This window comes from Tardiphaga robiniae (genome assembly GCF_001618955.1).
Taxonomy (GTDB): Bacteria; Pseudomonadota; Alphaproteobacteria; order Rhizobiales; family Xanthobacteraceae; genus Tardiphaga; species Tardiphaga robiniae_A.
The window spans coordinates 165,264-187,881 of the sequence record NZ_LVYV01000053.1; the positions used below are offsets into that span (position 1 = coordinate 165,264).

Below are 22,618 nucleotides of genomic sequence, written 5' to 3' on the forward strand. Positions count from 1 at the left end.
GGAGGACCTCGACTCATTGGGAGGCAGAAGTATCTGCCTCCCGTAATGTCGCCGGGCTCCTAGAGACCGAGGTTTGCGTTCGTCAGGTTCTGCCCCGAGATTTCGATCTTGAAGTCGGCATCGGCGTTGCCGTCGATGTTGCCCTGAACCACGGTGAAGTCACCGTCAGCACGCGACTCGAACGTTACCGCCAGCTGGCCTGCCGCGGTAAACGTCGCGCCGGAAACCAGTGTGAAGCTCTGGTCGCCTGCACTGCCCACGTTGGCATCGATCGCGGTCAGGTCGACACGGTCACCAGCCTCAAAGCCGACAACGGTATCGCCATCAGCCGACGATGCCGACAGGAACTTGAAGGTGTCGTTGCCGGCACCGCCGTGCATCACGTTGACCGCACCGCTTGCGGTAATGGTGTCATTACCGGAGCCGGTATTGACGTTCTCGATGCCCCAAATCGTGTCATTGCCGGTCTGGGAACTGGAAGCAGTGCCATTTGACAATGGACCGGACCCAAGGTTGACCGTGACGTTCGCGGTCGCCGCCGACATGTCGAGCGTGTCGACGTCGGTGCCGCCATCGCTGTCGCCGCCGAAGTAGACGTCGTTGCCGTCGCCGATCTCGGCCACGATCAGATCGTTGCCGGCACCGCCGAATACCGCGTCGTCTCCCGCCCCGGCATTGATGAGGTCGTTGCCTCCGTCGCCGAAGATGCGGTCGGCTCCCGCATCGCCGTAGATGACGTCGGCCTGGCCGCCGCCGAACGCCTGGTCATCACCGGCGCCGGCGAAGATCACGTCGCGTCCGTCGCCGCCGCTGACGAAATCGGCGCCCTCTCCGGCCGAGATCGCATCGGCACCAGCATCGCCCGTAGCGACGTCGTCTCCCGCGAAGGCGATGATATTGTCATTGCCTGCCGTTCCGGCCAGCACGTCCGCCAAGGGCGTACCCGTCCGGACCACGCCGGTTACTGGAGCGGCCGTTCCAGTTCCACCAGTGGTGTCGGTGTCACCGTCGTCGTCGCAGCCGCTGTCGTCGTTGTCATCGTCGTTGCCGGCGGTATCGTCGTCATCATCGTCATCGTCGTTACCAACCTGCGGCATGCCGTCGGTGGCTGTGAAGATGATGGTGTGGGTGCCGTTGGTCATGGTGGTCACACCATTCGCGTCGGTGGTCGAAGTGTAGTCGGCCGCCGTCGCACCGTTGGGCAGCTCGATCACATCCTGGGGGCGCAGGTTCCCGATGATGGTGTCGTTGCCACCGTTCGACCTGAAGACGATGCGGTGCGCCGACGTCAGCGACGAGATGTCGATGGTGTCGTCGCCGACGTCCCCATCGATGGTGATGGTACTGAAGTTCAGGCTGGTGGCACTGAAGTCGCCGATCACCTGGATCGTGTCGCCGCCATTAACACCCCCGCCCGCACCGCCAGGTGTCGTCACGTTGAGGGTATTGACCCGGATTTCCTCGATATTGTCGAGTTCAGCGATCACGGAAGCGTTGGTAGTTCCGTTCCTGGTGATGACAATTTCAGTGGACGCCAAGAGTTGCGCTGCCCGTGTGGCTTGTGCCGCAGGTGTACCGGCTGCCGCAATCCATGCAGCACGGGCGTATATGCTGAAAGTCTCCGCACCGGCGACGCCGTTCAGGACGAAGGTATCAACGGAGGTATCTACTGGACCAGCGCCGGTGGTTCCGCCGTCGACCCGATCGCGCCCGTCAGTACTGGTTTGGGTGATCGTGTCACTGTCGGCGCCACCGTTCACGACATCGGTTCCGGCACCGCCGTTGAGCGTGTCGTTGCCGGTGCCGCCGTTGACGGTGTCGTTGCCGCCACTGCCGTTCAGGATGTCGTTTCCACCATTGCCATTCAGAGTGTCGGCGCCGCCGAAGACGATAAATGGGCTGACGCCATCGGCGATGTCGTCGCCAGCGGTCCCGTTGAAGGTGTTGTTGGTGGCTGGAATACCATCCCAATCCACGCCGACCGGCCCGGTCGGCGCCGAGAACACGGTTTCAAGCGTGCCAGCTCCATCCGTAAACTGGACTCTGACGCGCAGCTGAAGGCCAGCCTGATCGCCGAACGAGGTCAACAGGTTGTTGTCCGGCGTAAAGCTCGCGGTCGTCGCCCCGCCGATGTTGGTCCAGGTCGTGCCGTCCGGCGAAGACTGCCACTGATAGCCGAACGGCCCGAGGCCATTGGCGTCCGCGATCGTCGCGGTGAGGCTCAGCACCTGCCCTTCAGTCGGCGTCAGATCGTTGATCACCACCGTACCAGTTGCCGGCGTATTGACGGCTTCCGGCTCCACGTTATTGAGCAACACCGTGAACTGGCGTGAGGCGATCCGCCCGGCCGGATCAAGGGCAGCCGCGGTGGCGGCGTCAACGTAGCTGTCGATGACGATCTGATACTCGTTATCGACCTCGTAGTTGAGATTGCTCGGTCCGCCGTTTGCGACCTGGATCTGCTGCACGCCGCCGACGGTGGCGAGCTTGAAGCGTCCCCCCGCGCTGTCACTCATGACGTGGGTCAGGACAACGATGTCGCCGTCGGTCGGCCCACCCGGAGTCTGGTCGGGATCATAGTCCGGGTTGAACGGGATCGAGGTCGCGACGACCGTGTTGGTCCCGCTGTTCTCGTTCACACGGAACGCCGGGGTAGCCCCGTCCGTTGCGACGGAGATAATCGTCTCGGTCGCGCCGGTATTGTCCTGGAACACCGCGACCGCCCGCAGGATGTGGCCAGGGTCGACCGACCGTACGGTGTAGCTGTCGCCGGTCGTGATCTTCGTCCAGCCTGCGTTGCCCCCGGTTTCGGTCGTCTGCCATTCGAAGGTCAGCCCGACCGGCAGGCCATTCGGCCCGAGGGGGATGCCATCCAAATCGGCGAAGCCCGATAGAGACGCCTTCAGCACCTGCCCAACATAGGGCGTGACCAGTGCCGGCGTCGCAGGATTGCCGTCGAGGTCGAAGGTGGTCGAAACGTCCGCGGGATTGACGAGCTTGTTCTGCAGGTCGGCGATCGTCACCGTGCCCGTTGCGAGCCGGTTATTGCCGCCAATCACGATTGTCGCATCGGCGAACCGAAGCATCTCGATGTTCTTGAGAAGGTCGATGTCGTCGGTGAGCGCGCCGCGGCTGCTGGAGAGCTGCAGCGGCAGACCGTCGGGACCGGTGATGATGGCGCCGACAGCGCCGGTATCCTTGTCCCTGACGGAGATGAAGCCGTCGCCATTCACGTCATGCGCTTGCACGAGCAAATTGCCGCTGTTGTTCGTGCCATCAGTGACACGCCCTTCGATCTCGTACTCGGCCAGCGTGCCCTGGAAGATCGCCGTATCGACGTCGGTTTCACCAGCGGCGACCGTTCCATCGAGGATCTCGCGGACGATGCTCATCTCGCCGGGGTTGATGGTCCGGTTCAGCAGCAAGGACGTCAGGGAAGCGCCGCCGAATGCTACACTGGCAAAGTTCGGGCTGCCGTCCGCATTGGTGTTGTAAACCTTGCCGGCAAACTCACCCATGACCGTCGTATCGGTGGTCATCGACTCGGCCGAGTAGGTCACCCCATCATGGACAATCTTGATGCGCACGTTCAACCATGCGTCGCCATCGAGGATGTCGTAGCCGCCACGTCCGCGCAGGAAGTCGTTGCCGTCGCCGCCCATCAGGATGTTGCCGTCCCGATAAGTCGTAGCCGGCAGCGATGTCGTTCCAGGGATAGGCGAGGCGCTGCCGAACAACGTCTGGCGGGCGCCGGCGAACCATTCCTGCATTCCATCGATCCGGTCGATGCCTTCCTGGGTCAGCAGGTGGTCGGCAAACAACTGCGTCGGCACGGAGTCAGGTGCGGAAGAACCGCCCCCTTTGTGTCCACGATCGTCGCCGTCCAGGACGTCGCTGTTTTTCCAACCCGAGAGAGCCTCGGTCTGGTCGAAGCGATCACGGAGCACGTCTTCAGGAATGGTCGTGAAGATCGGGATCTGCAGATCGAACCGAATGGCGGAGTTATCGTTCTTGGCGATGCCCCAGTCGAAGCCGAACATGCCTTCATAGCGATAGACGCTGGGGCCGGAGCCCATGATGTCGTCGCCCGACTCTGCGTCGTAGTCGGTTTCGTCGCCATGACCGAACAATACGTCGTGGCCGATGATCGGGCTGTTGAAGAAAAGCTCCGAGTTCTCGCCGGCGATGGTGTCGAAACCTCCGCCGCCTTCCATCCAGTCGTCGCCCTCGTTGCCGAGCAGGAAGTCCTTGCCCATGCCGCCGAGAATGAAGTCGGTCTCGGTGCCGCCGAAGACCTCAGAAGCATCCTGGCCGAGCACGATATAGTCCTGGCCCTGGTCGCCGAACAGCAAGTCCGCGCCACGGGCGGCGGTGATGACGTCGTTGCCCTGGTTGCCGCGCAACACGTCGTCGCCGAACGGATCTTCAATGATGTCGTCGCCTTCGCCGCCGAACACGTCGTCGGATTCCGTGCCGCCGTTGAGGTAGTCGTTACCGCCATCGCCCCACAGGGTGTCGATGCCGCTGTCGCCCCAGATATTGTCTGCGCCTTCGGTCCCGCCGAGCACATAATGTTCGCCGCCTAGCGCCCTGAGGGTGCCGCCGACATCATGGGTAATTCCAGTCAGGGGATCAACGATAGTGGCGCCGCTGTAGGTGCGCACGACTTTGGGGCCGAGGATAGCTTCAGTGACGGGATTGCTTCCGTCCCAAATGGGGTCGATCCCCGCTCCTTCGATTTTGGGCGTGGAGGGGTCGTCAGCGCCAGGATTATAGTCTGTCTGCGCGATGCCGCGATCGAGTTCGATGAAATGGTCCGGCGTGGTGAAAAGCGCGCCGTTCAAGTGCGTCGAATAGATGCCACCGAGGTCGGTGTTGCGCATCACGATGTCGGAGAAGGTATTGGGCTCGAGGTTGTTGAGGAAGTTGGTGCCTTGCGTCCGGCTCAGGTAATACATGCGGTCGCCGAACTGCAGCTGCTCCATCTGGTACTCGAACACGTAGTTGAAGGTCGTGCCCAGCATGCCGCCGAACTCCGGGCTCTTCTCGGCCAGGCCACCGATCCACAGGTCGATCAGATTGACGCCGGTGGTTGCAGCCGGCCCGTTCAGGAAGGCGATGCGATCGGCGGGCACCGAACCATCCGCATCCGGACCATCGACGCCAAACACCAGTTCCTCCGCCGCCGCGCGCTTGTCCGCCAGCGTCGTAGCGCCTGTAATGCTCGCATGCGTGCCATAGGCCGCGATAAAGTTGACGACCGAGGCCGCATTCTTGATATTCATCGCGAAGTCGGCCCAGCTTTCGTAGGGCTTGAGATCAGCAAGGCCGGTGTCGTTGTACAGTTGCTCCCGGGTTTGGTTAAGCGACGGAATCCCCGTTTCACGGCCACGTGCAATGTTCAGCACCGCCAGGTCGAGCGGCAGGCCCAACAACTGGCTGCGCACGTTGGTGACGATGAACTCGTCCATCGCGTTGCCGACGTCGCGTGACAGGCCGCGGATGATGTTGGCGTTGATCGTTGCGAGATCGTCACCGCTGCCGATGTACTGCTGCGGGTTGAGGAACACCGCGAGCAGCGTCTTCTGGTTCGCCTCGCCGTTGACCGTGGTCAGATCATTCTCCAGGCGATCAACGGTACCGGTCAGCATCGAGTGTCCGAAGCGATAGACCGTGTGCGCAAACTCGGCCACGATCGACGGGTCGACGTCGGGGCTGGTGTTGAAGATAAAGGGGTCCACCATCGGCTGGATGCGGCGCGCGAACTCTTCGAACACCATGTGCTGATATTGCATCTCGGTGCCGAAGCGCGCGGCCTGGAACAGGCGATCGCCGTCCCACACCAATCCGGTGTCACTGGCGGGAACCGCCGCCACGTCAACCAACAGCCATTCGTTTATGAAGGCCAAATCTCCGCTTGCGAGAATCGTCGCCTTGTTCGCGTCGACCAGGCGGTTGTGCTCGGAATGGAAGATGGAGTGAACAGCCGTGAGCGCAATGTTCTCGTTGCCGCGGCCATCGCCGGTGACGAAATGCGCATTGAGCATCTCGTCGTCGTAAGTGCTGGCCAGTCCATCATCACCAACACCGGGATCCGTGTCAGCCACCTGAGCCGCGTCCGGGACGTGATCTCCATTGGAATCGTACATCCCCGGCGCTGCGTGGTGTGCGATATCGTTGAGGAACGCGTGGCCGGTGCGCAAGACAGTCGAGTCTATAGTCGCACCGAGGGCGGTGCCCTGCTTCACGACATCGTCTAAGGTGTTCAGAATTCCGTCAGCGCCGGCGCTGACGATCATCTGCGCATAGCCGGCGTTGGCCCCGGAGGCGACCGGAATGAATTTGCCGTATTGGTCGGTGAGCAGGAGCGGTACGTTGTGCACGTCGAAGTCGGTCAGCTGGATGCCGAGCATCGTCAGCGCTTGCGCCTTGACTTCGGCCCAGTTGCCGATCGCGCCATTGACCGATCCATTCGCGGTGCTACCGTCCAGCATTTTGCCGGTGCTGACTGCACCGTTTGCAGTCATTTGATACTCCCGCAGGAACACCTGGTGCGAGGCGTGCGATGTATAGGTCTGGTTCTGGTCGACGAACGAAGTCGTGGTGTTTTCTTGCCCGGTCACGCCGTCCACAGTCTTGGGTGTCGCACGCGTCAGCGCCATAAACTGCAGGTGCGGGGGCAGATTGTCCGCAGCCTCATTGCCAGCGGTGCCCGGATCATCGACGAGGATGCCATCAGCACCGGCAATCAGCGGATCGTCCGCCTGCAGCGGGACCAACACCGTACCGTTGCCGCCCTTGGTGACGAGATCGAGGCCATGGTCGAAGAACTGCCCGAAGAACGTCATCCACGCATTGAAGCCGGGCGACAGGCCGATGTCGGGCGATTGGTTCGGAATGGTTTGAAGATCGGCGTTGGTGATTTCGAGGTCGACAAGCGGATCAACGACGCCGCCAGGTGCGACCGGGTTCCTACCTGGATGATCTGCCTCGAACTGCTCGAGGGACAGCGGATTGCCAAGGTAGGCTGCAATCGCCGCCGGGTTGTTGACCGACATATCGACGATCAAATTGGAAATGATGCGCGGATCCGCATCGACGACGGTGCCCGGAATGCCGTAATTTCCCTGAACCTCCCCCGGGTCCTGAACGCCATTTCCGTTGAGATCGATCCAGTCTCCGTCTGTTTCATTCCGGTAGACCGGATCGGTCAGCCGCGGAAACAGGGTGTCTGCCGCACCGAAGCTGGTCTGACCAGCGACCAGGCTGTTGAAGCTGCCGTCGACTGTGCGCAGGCCGAACGGTGCTATTGCGGCGTCGGCGGCCGAGAGACCGTAGGCATCCATGATCGCCTGCTGAATCGACACAGGTGCGACGGCTGGCGTATAGCCAAGGGAAGTCGCCTCCGCGATCTTGATCTGCCGCAGGATGAACTCGAGGTCGGCTTTGTTGACGGTAAAGCTGGTGGCCATGGCGTGTCTCCCTGCCCTTTGCTGACAACGTGAGGCATATGGCCCACGCTGATCGAGGTCCGTTCTCTACTTCATCAGAAAGGTTGCGGAGGCAGCCTGTAAGGGAACAATGTCCCGACAGGCTCTGGGCTAGATGTCCTCCCAAGAGGTAGGAGAAATGTCCCGAAAGAGTTCGGGACAAACGTCCCGAGACATTTGTCAACTAAGGTGGTTTCATTATCCGGCACCGTTAGCGTTATGGACTTTAGCCGGGCGGGCTGCATTCTCCCCGGATCTGCTTTATATTTCGCGTTGGTTTATCGCCTACGGAAACGAGAACCATGTTAGACCGCGTGGAATTTTCGCCCGCTATTCCTCCCGGAAACAGAACGATGATTTGGCCGTCTGACAAGATTGGCTCCAAAACTTCTTCCTTTGGCCTTGCTCATCAATTTGTCCTGGCTGCCGCCATAACGATAGCTGTCTCCATGGGATTGCTAGCGCTCGCAATCTCGCAACGCATCGAAACCAGCATGATGCAAACCGCCGCCGAAGAAGGCGCCCTCTTCATGGAGGTCTTCCTCGGTCCGGCGGCTCAGGAGCTTGCTACCTCCCGCACGCTGTCTCCGGAGAGCGTCAAAAAGCTGGACGAGCTGCTCGAAGGAAGGCTCGGCGAGCGGATGAGGCTAATCAAGATCTGGTTGCCTGACGCGACGTTGGCGTATTCGACCAATAAGGAAACCATTGGCGCGAAATTTCCGTCGCTTCCGATCGCGGCAGCTTTTGAAGGCAAAGTCTCCGGCGAGTTCGACTATCTGGACGAAGTCGACAACGCGACGGAACGTCACCTGCACGTTCCTCTCATCGAGATACACGCGCCACTATTCCGTGCAGGAACAAAGGAGATCATAGCCGTCGGCGAAGTATACAATGACGGCCGGAGACTTGCGGCCGACTTGCATTCGATCCGATTGTTTTCGGTCGGAATTGTCGGCGCTGTCACTGCGCCGATGATGCTCATACTGTTTCTAATAGTTCGTCGCGCTACAAATATGGTCAGAGACTATCAGACGTCCCTCATGCAAAATGTGGCTGAGGCGAAAAGTCTCGCCTCGCAGAATGACAAATTGCGCCGTATCGCGGATGATGCCCGCCTGGAGGCTGCAAACTCCAACGAAAATCTGCTTGCCCGGATTGGACGAGATCTGCATGACGGCCCGATTCAGCTTGTCAGCCTCCTGATACTGAAGCTTACCGATCCAACCACCAAGAGACGGGCTGAGGCCGGACACCGCGACCCACCTGATCCTGCTATTGAAACCCTGACCACTCGGATTCTTTCCGAGCTCCGCAGCATCTCAACCGGTCTCGTGTTGCCCGAACTGGAGGGATTGACGCCCAATGAAATCCTAACGCTCGCCGTGCGAAATCATGAGGAAGCAACGGGGACAAGTGTCAGCTCTCAAATTGGTGCCCTGCCCGCCGACCTCGCGCTGCCATTAACGACGTGCCTATACCGGATCGTCCAGGAAGGGCTGAACAACGCTTTTCATCATGGCAAAGGGAAAGGACAGCGCGTCGAGGTTTGGGCGGATAAGCGATCCATCGTTATTGCTGTAAGCGACAGCGGTCCGGGGGTCGTCGCCGATCTTGCAGGTCGGCGCAGTAGGGCCGGTCTTGGCATCGCAGGTTTGCGTAACCGTGTGGAAGCTCTCAAAGGAACCTTCGAGTTTATCTCACAGCCTGAAATTGGAACTCAAATCCGGGCGAAACTTCCCGTCGCTTCGTCATCTAATAAAAATGTGAACTAACCCCACTTGGCGATCTAAAGCTGCGCTCCTCGTTAGACACGGTTGCCCCGTAAAGATTACGCTGAGGATAAAACAAACTGAAAGAACGGCCTGCGACCAATTAATATTAATCTTGTATGAACATCGACGTTTACATTTGCCGCTTGATCGAGCAAAATTTGTGACCCGGCAATGTTTGGTATTTTTTTTGTAATATTGTATTGCAGGAGTTCCGACTATGGTTTCCCTTGCTTTGGTGGACGACCACCCCCTGTTAATTGAAGGGATCGTCTCGCTCCTGTCGCGCGCGGATGGCTTCGAGATACTATCGACGGGTTCGTCGGCCAGAGACATTATCGATATTTCGTCCCGTCTCCATCCAGACGTCATCATTGTTGATCTGAGCATGGCAGGTGATGTCTTCGCGGCGATCGCAACGTCGATCAAGCTGTCGCCAAACACGAAAGTCGTGGCATTCACTGCCGCAACCGGCGTAGACTCGGCGATCCGCGCACTCGACGCTGGCGCAAACGGATACGTATTGAAGGGCAGCAACGCGCAAGAGCTGATCCATGCCGTTGAGTCGGTTCGCCAGGGCGAGACATACATTACGCAGAATTTCGCGAGCCAGGTTATCGCGGCCTTGCGAAACGCACCGCTGCGGCGCGTGGCGGCTGAAGTCGTCCAATTCAGCATCCGCGAAGACCAGATCGTTCGGCTGTTGTTGCGTGGAAGGACCAATAAGGAAATCGCCATTTCGCTAAAGATCAGCGAGAAGACCGTCAGAAATTACATGACGATTTTGATGCAAAAACTTAATGCCCGTAATCGCCTCGAAGTGGTCATTGCGGCGCAAGCGCTGTCTGAACAAGAACATATCCGATCTGCGGAAATCCAACCTCGGCAACCGCGCTTGCTCTCTTGACTGTGCGCAACGGGTCTGCCCCGGCACACGATGTACAGCCAACGTTCTTGCAGCCGATCCTACCGTTGTGCAGCGCCCGGGCTTCCCGCATTCTTAAGTTCAGGCCGACAATCTCGCAAAACCACCCTGACAGATAACTACAGGGACTGCCCGTCCCAGAGCGCGCCCTTAGTTATACTGATTTTAAGTAACAAGGTGCGCGCGGAAAATAAGAGTGACGGCCGTTGAACGTTAGCACGACCCGCAAAGACAAATAACGGCTAGGGGATTGCCTTGGTCAGACCTTCGAACGGCGTCACAGGCATCATTCGGCTGGCTTGGGGACGCTGCTGCCAAACTCGTACACCATCAGTGCAGGAGTTCTCATCATGAGTGTCACAGATCAACCCAAACGTTTCACCCAGCCGCTAAATGGAACGCAAGCGTCCACAAGCCACGAACCGCAGGTTTTGACGGAAGTCTTGAGGGCGCCCGGTGCCAACTCGTCAGACGAAGCACCCCAGATCGGCTCCGCCCAACCGACCGCCGTCATGGCAAGGGCCAGTCGCGACGCCGCAACACTGCGGAACGCATGGGCATTCACCCAAGTGGTCGGCGTACTGATGCATTCCCCACATTACAGTCGCTATACACTGAGTGATCTTGAATGGCTGGTCATTCCACCACTGCTGGCTGGACAATTCCGAATTGGCGAGGCTAAGGCGGACAAAAATCAGAGAACAGTCATGCCGGTGGCCGTAGCCCTGTGGGCTTCCGTCTCGTCGGAGGTGGACAAGCGGTTGATGGAATCCGAAGAGGTGCTCCAGATGAAGCCCGAGGAGTGGAAATCTGGTGACATTCTGTGGATCCTTCATACGGCGGGAGAAACTCGATTTGTCCGGCAGGTCGTAGACGAGTTGACTAAGACGACTTTGAAGGGCCGCCAGGTTAAGGTGCGCGCATACGACCCTGCGGGAAAATCAAAAATCCACGTCCTGGGTGCCTCCGTGCAGTCTTAAGACGCTGCTCCTTGCCGACTAAGTTCGACAGCTCTAACTTGCCAAGAAATGCAAAGGACCTAGTGCCTTAGCATCGTCTGTCTGCCGTAGTGAACGGCGACGACCGCGACCGCACTCGTATGGACTGAGATGGCTTGGCCAGCTGCAACGGCATCAAATCTAACGGCCACACTCCTGCACAAAGGTTCGCGTGCGCCGTTAATGCATCACGGGCGGACGCTCGTATCTTTTCGCTGCGATTACGGCCTCACGCCGATTGCGAACCTTGAGCTTGTGCCAAAGGTCTATCATGTGTTTTTCGAGAGTCGTTTCGCTGATCCGAAGCGCTATCGCGATCTCCGCGTCGTTCTTTCCAACCATGAGCAACCGCATGATCTGGCGCTCCCGAACGTTGAGTATGAGGGCTTTAGCTGCCTTTCGCCTCAGAGGTGCATCTCGCAGCTTCGCTATCACGTCGTTTGCGAAGAGCCTCGTGATGTAGGTTTCTCCGACTTTAGCCGACTTGATTGCTTGTACAAGCTCGGCTGAAGTACTGCCCTTCATGACATATCCGGTTGCGCCGGCATCGAGCGCCAGGATTGCTGGCTCTACACCTTCCGCTCCGGTGAAAGTTACAACTCTGGTATTGGGAGATATCCGAATTGCCGTCGTGATCACTTTGCAAACGTCGTCGTCCATTAAAAGATCAACGACGATAACTTCTGGCTCATGAGACTCGCAAATATCAAGGATATCCTGCGCCGACTTCCCTGTTGCAACGACCTTGAAATCTCCAGAGCGAGACAATAGCTGTACCAACCCCTCAAGCATGAGAGGGTGGTCGTCTACCAAAGCTACCGTAATCAGAGGCATCGCAACCTTCCGCGCCTGTCACACCCTTCATACGCTGACTTGAGCCCGCATTCAACGACATTGCATTTCAGCAGGTGAATGTTAAGGCGACATTTAGGCGATAGTCGCACCGCGATGCGTTGCTGGGCAAGTGATCAAGCAATGCAAAGTCGAAAATCCCAACAAGCATGATTGGGCGCTCCTGCCGATTTCTTTCAGTTGAAGTTAGAGTCCGGCCCTCTAAAGGACCGCCAGCCGCCGATAGCCGACTGCAGTTGGCTAGCTCGCGCAGTTGAACGTGTAGTTCGGCATCGGGCGCCCGCGCACGACGTCCGCGGCCGAATTTGGCCTTCTGGCTATACAGCGTCGCTTCCAAGTCGCCGTGCTTGCGCGCCAGATCGGCGGCTTTCACCCCTCATGCTCGCGCTATCCGAAGCCATATCGCTTGGCACACGATCACGGACACGCGACGCCTGCTCGTCACCCGCAATCGCATCGCGCTGGACACCGGAGCGTATGGGACCGGACACCTGACGACGCTCATCATCGACCCTGTCTCGGATTCGCTTGATTTCGCCTGGACTGTACAATCGGATTCCGAAGTCACGGTCGAATTTACTGGGCCTGACGTCACGAGCGTTCCGGAAGGTCACCAAAATTACTTCAACACGATCTCTAAGACGCAATCGGCGCGATAGGTTTGACCTTCTAAGTCGTCTCGATGAAATCACTGCAATCGATAGCCGTGAATGAGGTACGGACTTTCCTGAAGGTCCGTAACCCCGATGGTGCTGCAAAACCGCGCTGCAGGACGTCACCGTCTTCATGCTCCATGACCCGCCTCGACACGTTGCGGCTGCTCGTGTCGAGCATCAAGGCGTGTGTGAAGCCCGTCTGGATTGATCGGCCGTTCGCGTTCTTCGCGCACGCGCATCTGCACGGCTAACCCTAAGGAACGATCGGGCGGCCCTTCCCGCTCAGCGTTGATCGGCGGCGCCGGAGCGCCTGTCGGCGAGCGGCAGCGTCACGCGCACCGTGAGGCCCCTCCCCGCGTTGCCGTCCACGCTATGGAGATCGATGGTGCCGTCGTAACGATCTACAATGCGCCGGACGATCGACAGCCCCAATCCGGTCCCGTCACCGCGGGGCCGGACTCCGCGGAAGAACGGCTCGAAGATGCGTTCCATGTCCTGCCCCAGGATACCGGGCCCGCTGTCTTCTATCTGAAGCACAGCCGCGCCATCCCTGTTGTGCAGGCTCACGTCGATGGTGCCGCCCTCCGGCGTATATCTGATGGCATTGTCGATGAGATTGCGCGCCAGCATGGCAAGCGCGAGCGGTTCGGCCCGCAGCGCGGCGGCATCGACATGGGTGAATCCGAGATCGATGCCGGAATGCCGTGCTTCCGGAAGCAGATCGGCAACCACCTCCTTGACGATGCGGTCGAAGGCTTCCTCCGCCAGCGCGGCGGACGGCGCCTGGTCGTATCTGGCGAACGCGAGGAGCTGTTCCAGCAGGTGCGCGGTCCGGCGAATCCCCGATCGGAGCGAATCCATCCGTTGCCGGGCGTCGTCCGACAGCGTGGACCGGTCGAGGTTGTCGGCCTGCAGCGACAAAGCGGTGATCGGACTGCGCAGTTCATGGGCCGCGTCGGCGACGAACCGTCTTTGCCGGTCAAACATGGTCGCGATGCGGTCGAGCAGGCGGTTGATGGAGTCGACGAAGGGAAGCAGCTCCTTCGGAATTCCTTCGGTCGGCAGCCGTTCGAGATGATCGGTCTGTTTGGCATCTAGTGCCTCCGCCAGTCGTGATAGCGGGCGCAGGCTCCGATCCACGACGATGCCGATCAGCAGCATCAGTCCGGGCACCAGAAGACCCAGGGGCACGATCGTCCGAAGCGCGCTGTCCTGGGCGACTTCGTCGCGGCTGGCCGTCGGTTGGCCGACGGCAACGCGGGTGCCGTCGCTTCGCGTCCGGACGAAGACCCGCCACCGCTCTCCCGCCCGCGTGACGGTCTGAAGGCCGTCGGGTAGATCAGGCGGCAGTGGATGCCTCGCGCTCGGCGCCGCACCGTCGGCACGGGACGTCAATTCCTCGACGACGAGCCTCGCCTCTTCGTCAACGCCCGGATCGCCGGGCTGATCGGTCAAGCGGCTCTTCGCCGCCAGCGACGCGACCTGCAGCAGCACGGAATCCTGAAGCTCGATCGCTTCGTCGAACGCCCATCGGAAGGCGAGATAGCCCGCCGCCAGACCGGTTCCTATAATGAAGACGGTCAGTCCCGCAAAGAGACGGCCGCGCAGCGAAGACATCAACATGGCCGGTCCACCATCCATCCAACGCCGCGAACGTTCCGGATGGCCGCCGCTCCGATCTTCTTGCGTATGGCATGGATCAGGAATTCGACGGCATTGCTCTCGACCTCTTCGTTCCAACCGTAAATATGCCGCTCGAGGTCGATGCGCGACAGGATGGTGCCCGGCCGCAGCAGGAGGGCTTGCAGCAACGCGAATTCCCGTGCGGTCAGCCGCGATATCTCGCCCGCGTGCGCCACTTCGTGGGTCGCGGGATCCAGGCTGATCGCTCCGTTGCTCAAGACCGCGGATCCGCCGCTTCCCTGCCGCCTCAGGATCGCCCGCATGCGCGCGAGCAACTCGCGCATCTCGAACGGCTTGACGATGTAGTCGTCCGCCCCGAGGTCAAGCCCCCGGATCCGGTCGTCGATCGCGTCGCGCGCCGTCACGATGATCACTGGCAACCGATGTCCCGTCTTTCGGAACTGCCTCAAGACCTCGGTCCCGTCCGGGGTCGGCAGCCCCAGGTCCAATAGCACGAGGTCGTAGGTCTCGGCGCTCGCAGCTTCGATGCCGCTCCCGCCGTCCGTAACCCAGTCGACGGCGTATGAGGCGTCTCTGAGTGCCTGGACGACGGCCGCGCCGATCATCCGGTCGTCCTCGATCAAAAGAATGCGCATGTCCATCCTTCAGGCGACCGAGGGCGGATACCGCCACCGGTCGCGGTCGCAAACTAACGAGGTTCAATCTGCCTTGTCACCTTCGTCGTCGGAATCCGCCGCATCCTTCGTCGATGCGATCACCGTGCCCGCGTCCGCATCGATCCTCACGTCGAACATGTCGGTGCCGCCGGCGACTTCTACATCGTAGGCCCACCGCCCGTCCTTGCCCTTTTCGTATTCCGCCCGGACCGCCTTTCCGCCCGCATGTTTTTCGGCGGCCGCGACCGCGGCTCCCATCGATGTCCTGGCTTGTGCCACGTTACCCGCCTCGTGGGACGCCGTCCTGGCGTCGTCAGCAAGAGCGGTCGCGGAAGTCATGACGGCAGCGGCGCAAACGATCATCTTCAGCTTTTTCATTTTATCTTCTCCAAAAAGCCCCTCGCTCCGTCTGACCCAAGTCACTTAGCGGCACCTTAGCCCTTTTCGGCCTGACGAGCGCGCACGACCGTTCACAGGCAGATCTCCTTCTAAGTCGTCGCTAAGTCCGCAGTCCTAACGATGAGGAAGGGCGCACGAACTTCGACGGCGCCGCAAAGGGGAACGACATGAATGTCGCCGAACAACACACTGCCCGTTTTCGAAACAAGGTCCCCCAGGTGACGCTCGTATTTTGGGCGATCAAGGTCATGTCCACGACGGTCGGCGAGACCGGCGCCGACTATCTGGCGGTCCATGCCGGTTTGGGCACTGCCGCGACGGACGGCATCACGCTGACGTTGTTGGTCGCGGCATTGACGCTTCAGATGCGGATGTCGCACTACGTCCCCTGGATCTACTGGCTGACCGTGGTGCTGGTCAGCGTCGTCGGCACTCAGATCACCGACGCGCTCACCGATGCAATGGGCGTGAGTCTCTACGTCAGCACGCCGATTTTCGCGGCGACATTGGCCGCGACGTTCGCGCTCTGGTTCACAGCGGAGCGAACGCTCTCGATCCACACGATCGTCACGGCACGGCGCGAGCTGTTCTACTGGACCGCCATCCTTTTCACGTTCGCCCTGGGCACGGCGGCGGGCGATCTTGCGACCGAGGCCGTGGGTCTCGGTTTCAATCTTGGCGTCGTCGTCTTCGGCGCGATGATCGCCGTCGTCACGGCGGCGTACTACCTCGGCGCGAACGCGGTATCGTGCTTCTGGGTCGGCTACATCCTGACAAGACCTCTCGGAGCTTCGCTCGGCGATCTGCTTTCTCAATCGCGCGAATATGGCGGGCTGGGTCTCGGCTCGGTCTACACCAGCCTCGGCTTTCTCACCGTCATCATTGCGCTTGTCGCAGTCCTCACGCTGCACCGTTCGACGATCATGAACGAGCGGGCATGAGCCTATCAACACAAACCTGTCGAAAATGGAGATCGAACATGTCGACCCGAATGACCTTTCTTAGGATTGTCCTGTCGTTGCTGCTTGGTGCGAGTCCGCTGTCCGGCGCGCTTTTCTCGGCGCCGTTCGTCGGCGGGGCCGCCCAGGCGCAGGCGCCGAAATTGGGAAACCTCGCATCGTTCCGGACCATCGTGGCAGACAGCAAGGCTTTGCTGGACAAGAACGATCTCCCCGGCGCGAAGGCGCGCCTGAAGGATCTCGAGACGGCTTGGGACGAGGCGGAAGCCGGATTGAAGCCGCGCGCTGCCGCGGATTGGCACACGCTCGACAAGGCGATCGACCGCGCACTCACCGCGGTCAGGGCCACGTCGCCGGATCTCGGCGCGTGCAGGTCCGCGGTCGACGACGTCGTCATCACGATCGATCGGGTCGCAGGCAAACCCTAACCAAAGCAGATTCTCAGACGCTTCATCGAAACAGGAAGACACTCCATGCAGTATCGTTCGAAGGACAGCCCGAACAAGCTACCCGCCGTCACCTTGGGCTTCTGGGTCGTCAAGATCGCAGCAACCACGCTGGGGGAAACCGGAGGCGATGCCGTCACGATGTCGATGCATCTGGGTTATCTCGTCGGAACGGCGATCTTCGCGACACTCTTCATCGTCGCCGTAGCCGCCCAGATCAGCGTCCGGAGATTCCATCCATTCCTTTACTGGGCGGTCATCGTGGCGACGACGACGGCGGGCACGACGCTCGCCGACTTTGTGGACCGGTCTCTCGGCATAGGATATCTCGGCGGTAGTTCGCTGCTTCTCGTTCTACTGCTGCTGTCGCTCGCGGTCTGGTACCGCGCGCTAGGCACCGTGTCGGTGGAAAGCGTCGTCACGCCGAAGGCGCAAGTATTCTATTGGACGACGATCATGTTCTCGCAGACCCTGGGTACCGCACTCGGCGACTGGATGGCTGATTCCACGGGATTGGGCTATAGCGGCGGGGCGCTGGTTTTCGGAGCAGCCTTAGCCATCGTCGTAGCAGCCTACTACTGGACGGACGTCTCCCGCACGGTTCTGTTCTGGGCAGCCTTCATCCTCACACGTCCGCTAGGCGCCACGGTCGGCGACTTCCTGGACAAACCACTCGCCAACGGCGGCCTCGCCCTGAGCCGATACGCCGCCACCGCGGTGCTCGCTGCGTTCATTGTCGCCTGCATCGCCCTGATTCCGCAGCGGGCGGGACGGCATCCGGCTTGAACGTCCCGACGCATCCCGACATTCGGTCCGGGACGTGGCTGCCGCTCGTGCCCCTACGATGCATCTCCCCCGGGGCGCCAGCTGTGGCGAGACATGTCGCCTGCCATAGGCCTCCTGCGAGGGCGTCCGGGCACGTCGGTTCAGTTCGTGACTCCGTCGGACAAAAAGAATGACGGCGGTGTCGCGCGCTGGGCCGTCGACGTACAGGGGCGCCTTGCGGAGAAATTGCAGTCCCGCTTCGGGATGGTCGCGATCACTTCAAAGGTCCATGCGGCGCTACCGACGACGACGAGAATCCATGCGCATGCAACACCGTTCAGCAGCATCCTGTGAGCGTAGTCGTCCTCGTCCGCTTGTAGCGGCTTGCGGGGGAACGGAATGACGTTGTTCGGCTGGTCCATGGCTCATCGATCCGCTCCGGCAAGGTTATCCTTCTGAATGGTTCGCGGCAACCGGAAACCGGGGTCGGCACTGGTGTCTCGAGTTTTTGCCGTTCGTTCCGCCCCGACGGACAACTCTTGGACGGGCGCGGAATGGCGTCATCCACCGCAAGCCGTTGCACTTGCAGGTGGGTAGAACAGCCGACGCGCGCGCGAAACCTTCCAAGGATTCATTACTAGCGAGAACGCGGTCACTGCTTCATTCCTCCGAACCGGCCGTAGAGCGCCGGCAGCACGACGAGCGTCAGAAGCGTCGCCGTGATCAGGCCGCCGATGACGACGGTCGCAAGCGGCCGCTGAACCTCGGCGCCCGTGCCGGTCGCCAGCGCCATCGGCACGAAGCCCAGCGACGCGACGAGCGCGGTCATGACGACAGGCCTGAAGCGTGTCAGCGCTCCGTCCCGCACGGCTTCGCCGACGGGCATTCCGTCGCCGATCAATTGCCTGATCCGGGTAAGCATGACGAGACCGTTCAGCACGGCGACGCCGGACAACGCGATGAATCCGACGGCGGCGGAGATGGAAAAGGGCATGCCGCGGAGCCAAAGCGCGGCAATGCCGCCCGTCAACGCCAACGGCACCGCGCTAAAGACCAAGAGGGCATCCCTGAACGAGCCGAGAGCGCCGAACAGAAGCAGATAGATCAGCGCGAAGCAGCCCGGCACGACGAGCATCAGCCGCTGGCGCGCGACCGCGAAATTCTCGAACTGACCGCCCCATGCCAGATAGCTTCCGGGCGGCAGCTTCACTTGCTCCGCCACCTTGGCCTGCACCTCGCCGACCAGAGATCCGATGTCGCGGCCCCGTACCTCCGCCGTCGCAACCACGCGTCGCTTGCCGTTTTCGCGGCTGATCTGGTTCACGCCGTCCGTCTGCTCCAGCGTCGCGATGACGCCGAGCGGGATCGACGCCGTGGGTCCTCCGTCGCTGGTGCGTGGCAACGGTACCGGCAGATTCCGGATCGCATCGACGTCGTTGCGCAGCACATCGTTCAGACGGACGAGTATCTGAAACCGCCGGTCTCCCTCAAAGACCAGTCCGGCAGGTCGACCGCCGACCGCGGTCTCGATGACGTCCTGAACGTCCGCAAGATTCAGCCCGCGCCGGGCGATCTCCGCCTTGTCGATCCTGATTTCGAGAAACGGCAGGCCGGCGGTCTCCTCGACCTTGACGCTTTCCGCGCCTTCGACGGTCCGAAGCACGTCGGAAATGCGGGAAGCGGCCGTCTGCATCGCGCCGAAGTCGTCACCGAACACCTTGACCCCGAGATCCTCTCGCACGCCGGCGATGAGTTCGTTGAAACGCATCTGGATCGGCTGGGAGAAACCGAGCTTGTTGCCGGGCAGCTTGCTCGCTTCGGCCTCGATCTTCGCGATCAGGTCCTGCTTGGTCATCGAAGGATTCGACCACTCCTTCTGCGGCTTGACGATGATGTAGGTGTCGGACGCATTGGGGGGCATGGGATCGGCCGCGAGATCCGGGGTACCCGTCCGCGAGAACGTGAACGCCACTTCGGGAATCCTGCTGATCAGCTTCTCGATCTGGAGCTGCATCGCCTGCGATTGCGTAATCGACGTGCTCGGAACGCGCTTCACCTCCATGACGATGTTCTTTTCGTCCAGCGTCGGGGTGAATTCCTGGCCCAGGGTCGAGAAGAGGATCAGCGCGCCGGCGAACAGGAGCGCCGCCGCGACCGCGATCGGCGCAGGACGGGCCATGACCCGCGACAGCAGCGGGACGTAGGCCGATTTCAAGCCGTGAACGATGAAGTTCTCCTTCTCGCGCACCGGGTTCGTGATCGCGATCGCGATGGCCGCGGGAACGAAGGTCAGGGACATGACGAACGCCACGGCCAGCGCGATCATCACGGTCAGCGCCATCGGCTCGAAGGTCTTTCCTTCGACGCCGGTGAAAGCGAGGAGCGGCGCGTAGACGAGGATGATGATCGCCTGCCCGTAGACCGTGGGGCGGATCATCTCGATCGTCGAAGCTGAAACGGTCTGTAGTCTTTCTTCCCGGTTCAACGTCCGCCCGAGTTCGGTCTGCCGCTCCGCGAAATGGCGCAGGCTGTTCTCCGCGATGATCACCGCACCGTCGACAATGAGGCCGAAGTCCAGAGCGCCGAGGCTCATGAGGTTTGCGCTGATGCGCCCGCCGAGCATGCCGGTGGCCGTAATCATCATGGTGATTGGGATCACGCATGCCGTCACCAAGGCGGCGCGGAAATTGCCCAGCATCAGAAACAGCACAGCCACGACGAGCAAGGCGCCCTCGGCCAGATTGGTCGCCACGGTCCGGATCGTCGCATCGACCAGTTCGGTGCGGTTCAGCACAGTCCGCGCCCGGATGCCGGACGGCAGCGTCTTGTTGATCTCATCGATCTTCGCGCCGGCGGCCGCCGCCACCGTCCGGCTGTTCTCGCCGACGAGCATCAGCGCCGTTCCCAGAACGATTTCATGCCCGTTCGAACTCGCGCTGCCCGTGCGCAATTCCCTACCGATCGCCACCTCGGCGATGTCCTGGACGCGTACCGGTACCCCGCCGCGGGTGCTGACGACGATCCGGGCGATGTCGTCGGCATTCTCGACCCGCCCCGCGGCGCGCACCACAAGGCCTTCTCCGTTCTGCTCGATGTAGTTCGCGCCTCGGCTCGCGTTGTTCTTCTCGATGGCCGTGATGATCTGGTCCAGCGTGATGCCGAGCCCGATCAGCTTCTGCGGATCCGGTTGGACCTGGAACTGCTTGACGAAGCCGCCTATGGCGTCCGCGCCGGCGACGCCCCGCACGCTCCTCATCTGCGGCCGGATGATCCAATCCTGCACGGTGCGGAGGTAGACTGTCCGATTGAACTCGTCGGCCAGGCGCTCTCCCTCGGGTGTGAGATAGCTGCCGTCGCTCTGCCAACCCGGCTCGCCGTCGCGGACCGGCGCGCCGGTCCCCGGTTTCTCGAACTCCACGGCCCACCAGTAGATCTCGCCGAGGCCGGTCGAGACTGGCCCGAGACGCACGTCCACGTTGGGCGGCAGAAGCGACCTCGCGTCGTTGACGCGCTCGTTCACCATCTGCCGGGCGAAATAGATATTGGTGCGGTCCGCGAAGACCACGGTAATCTGCGCGAAGCCGTTGCGCGAGAACGATCGCGTCGCTTCCATGCCGGGGATCCCGGCCAGCGCCGTCTCGAGCGCGACCGTGACCTGCTTTTCGATCTCGAGCGGCGTCAGTGCGGGCGCCACCGCGTTCACCTGGACCTGGACGTTGGTGACGTCCGGCACGGCATCGATGGGCAGGCGGGTCAGGGACCAGATCCCCGACAGCGTGGCTGCGAGCACCAGGAACAGGACCAGCCAACGGCGGCGGACCGAGAATTCGACGATGCGTTCGATCATCAATCCTCGTCCGTCGGCTTGGAGAGCTCCGCCTTGAGTGAGAACGAGTTGGAAGTCGCGACCCGCTCGCCGGGCTTCAGGCCGGACGACACCTCGACCGACGCGCCGTCACGCTGGCCGAGCACGACGTCCCGCTTCCGGAAGCCGTCCGCGGTCCTGACGAAGACGGCCTTTCGGCCCGCCACGCTCTGGACGGCCGTCATCGGCACGACCACCGGCACCGCACGCTCTTCGACGGCGATCGCCGCGGTCACGAAAGCACCCGGCCGCCACATCCGCTCCGGGTTGTCGATTTCCGCCACGACCCGCGCGGACCGGGTTTCCTTGTCCAGCACCGGGTTCACGAACCTGACCTTCGCCGTCCCCACGACTGAACCGCCGGCGACGGAGATGCGAACGTTCTGGCCTTCATGGACGCTCGCGAGGTCGTTCGCTGCAACGCTCATCTCGATCCAGACCTTGCCCAGATCGACGAGGACGAACAGTTCGGGCGACTGGCTGTCCCGTCCGATGGCCGTGCCGATCTCGACCTTGCGCTCGACCACGCGTCCCGAGATCGGCGCACGCACGGCCTGAAGCCGCAACGTTCCCTCCGGCGCCGTCGGCGTGGCGGCGACCTCGGTGTCATCCAGACCGAGAGCGAGGAGTTTCTGACGGGCAATGTCGAAACGCATACGGCTCTGCGCGGCGGCGCTGCGCGACTTGATATACTGCTGCTCGGGAATGGCACGTCCCTCGGCTAGCCCTTTGTCGCGGCCCGTCAGTTCCTGCTGAAGATCGTCGGAGAGTTTCGAAGCGAGGTATTCGCTCCTCGCCTCGGCGACCTCCCTGCTTTCGATCATGCCGAGAACTTCGCCGCGCGCCACCTCGTCGCCGATGTTCTTGCGGAGCTCCGAGACCGTGCCGGCCAGCTTGACGGTCACCCGCGCGACGCGATCGGTATCGGGAATGATCGCGCCCGGCACAACCAGCCTCTTCGCCACAGTGCCGGGGCCTGCATCGCCCAGCCCGATCTCCGCGGCCTGGATGCGTTCGTCGTCCATGGGAACGTCGCTTCGGTCCAGTGTCTTGGCTTCGCTCTTCGCGGCAACGGGAGCGTCGGTCTTTCCCGTGCTTACGGGCGCGCGCAGCACCAGCATTGCGAATGCGATGCCTGCGGCGAACACGACGCCGGTGATGCCGAGTCTGTAGATGTTGCGCGCCATCGGTGGT

The 22,618-nt window shown here is 61.3% G+C and carries 14 protein-coding genes; 6 read left to right on the forward strand and 8 right to left on the reverse strand.

The window, feature by feature from the left end:
* Nucleotides 1-59 precede the first annotated feature (59 nt).
* On the reverse strand, nucleotides 60-7,472 hold the full coding sequence (locus A4A58_RS24835; RefSeq protein WP_068737201.1) for a peroxidase family protein: 7,413 nt from the start codon (nucleotides 7,470-7,472) through the stop codon (nucleotides 60-62).
* A gap of 320 nt (nucleotides 7,473-7,792) precedes the next feature.
* Between A4A58_RS24835 and A4A58_RS24840 the strand changes: the two genes are divergently transcribed.
* From A4A58_RS24840 to A4A58_RS24850, 3 genes are all read left to right on the forward strand, one after another.
* A complete protein-coding gene (locus A4A58_RS24840; protein WP_244499863.1) occupies nucleotides 7,793-9,262 on the forward strand; it encodes a sensor histidine kinase in 1,470 nt (489 codons plus the stop codon).
* A 217-nt stretch (nucleotides 9,263-9,479) separates the two neighbouring features.
* Nucleotides 9,480-10,166: a response regulator gene (locus A4A58_RS24845; protein ID WP_068737205.1), complete on the forward strand. Its 687-nt coding sequence runs from the start codon at nucleotides 9,480-9,482 to the stop codon at nucleotides 10,164-10,166.
* A 368-nt stretch (nucleotides 10,167-10,534) separates the two neighbouring features.
* Nucleotides 10,535-11,164, forward strand: a complete 630-nt coding sequence (locus tag A4A58_RS24850; protein WP_139069941.1) for a toxin-activating lysine-acyltransferase — start codon at nucleotides 10,535-10,537, stop codon at nucleotides 11,162-11,164.
* 198 nt (nucleotides 11,165-11,362) lie between these two features.
* On the opposite strand, the gene A4A58_RS24855 is transcribed toward A4A58_RS24850, so the two are convergent.
* From A4A58_RS24855 to A4A58_RS24875, 4 genes are all read right to left on the reverse strand, one after another.
* Nucleotides 11,363-12,016: a response regulator gene (locus A4A58_RS24855; RefSeq protein ID WP_068737209.1), complete on the reverse strand. Its 654-nt coding sequence runs from the start codon at nucleotides 12,014-12,016 to the stop codon at nucleotides 11,363-11,365.
* 956 nt (nucleotides 12,017-12,972) lie between these two features.
* The gene (locus A4A58_RS24865; RefSeq protein WP_244499864.1) at nucleotides 12,973-14,313 is read right to left on the reverse strand and encodes an ATP-binding protein; all 1,341 of its coding nucleotides are present in this window, start codon (nucleotides 14,311-14,313) and stop codon (nucleotides 12,973-12,975) included.
* Complete coding sequence (locus tag A4A58_RS24870) at nucleotides 14,307-14,969, reverse strand: response regulator (RefSeq protein ID WP_068737477.1); 663 nt, start codon at nucleotides 14,967-14,969, stop codon at nucleotides 14,307-14,309. Before A4A58_RS24870 ends, A4A58_RS24865 begins: the two co-directional genes overlap by 7 nt.
* A gap of 63 nt (nucleotides 14,970-15,032) precedes the next feature.
* Nucleotides 15,033-15,368, reverse strand: coding sequence for a PepSY domain-containing protein (locus tag A4A58_RS24875; RefSeq protein WP_068737215.1), 336 nt, complete (start codon nucleotides 15,366-15,368; stop codon nucleotides 15,033-15,035).
* Nucleotides 15,369-15,556: 188 nt separating this feature from the next.
* Here A4A58_RS24875 and A4A58_RS24880 point away from each other — a divergent pair, with 188 nt between their 5' ends.
* From A4A58_RS24880 to A4A58_RS24890, 3 genes are read left to right on the forward strand one after another with little or no spacing between them, the layout of a single operon-like run.
* A complete protein-coding gene (locus A4A58_RS24880; protein WP_068737217.1) occupies nucleotides 15,557-16,330 on the forward strand; it encodes a COG4705 family protein in 774 nt (257 codons plus the stop codon).
* Between the two features lie 38 nt (nucleotides 16,331-16,368).
* Nucleotides 16,369-16,776: a histidine kinase gene (locus A4A58_RS24885; RefSeq protein ID WP_068737219.1), complete on the forward strand. Its 408-nt coding sequence runs from the start codon at nucleotides 16,369-16,371 to the stop codon at nucleotides 16,774-16,776.
* A gap of 45 nt (nucleotides 16,777-16,821) precedes the next feature.
* On the forward strand, nucleotides 16,822-17,580 hold the full coding sequence (locus A4A58_RS24890) for a COG4705 family protein (protein WP_068737221.1): 759 nt from the start codon (nucleotides 16,822-16,824) through the stop codon (nucleotides 17,578-17,580).
* A gap of 140 nt (nucleotides 17,581-17,720) precedes the next feature.
* Here the strand turns inward: A4A58_RS24890 and A4A58_RS24895 are convergent, their stop codons facing one another.
* The 3 genes from A4A58_RS24895 to A4A58_RS24905 all read right to left on the reverse strand — a co-directional run bounded on the left by A4A58_RS24895 (nucleotide 17,721) and on the right by A4A58_RS24905 (nucleotide 22,611).
* On the reverse strand, nucleotides 17,721-17,981 hold the full coding sequence (locus tag A4A58_RS24895; RefSeq protein WP_068737223.1) for a hypothetical protein: 261 nt from the start codon (nucleotides 17,979-17,981) through the stop codon (nucleotides 17,721-17,723).
* Between the two features lie 230 nt (nucleotides 17,982-18,211).
* Nucleotides 18,212-21,406: an efflux RND transporter permease subunit gene (locus tag A4A58_RS24900; RefSeq protein WP_068737225.1), complete on the reverse strand. Its 3,195-nt coding sequence runs from the start codon at nucleotides 21,404-21,406 to the stop codon at nucleotides 18,212-18,214.
* The gene (locus A4A58_RS24905; protein ID WP_068737227.1) at nucleotides 21,406-22,611 is read right to left on the reverse strand and encodes an efflux RND transporter periplasmic adaptor subunit; all 1,206 of its coding nucleotides are present in this window, start codon (nucleotides 22,609-22,611) and stop codon (nucleotides 21,406-21,408) included. Before A4A58_RS24905 ends, A4A58_RS24900 begins: the two co-directional genes overlap by 1 nt.
* Nucleotides 22,612-22,618 lie beyond the last annotated feature (7 nt).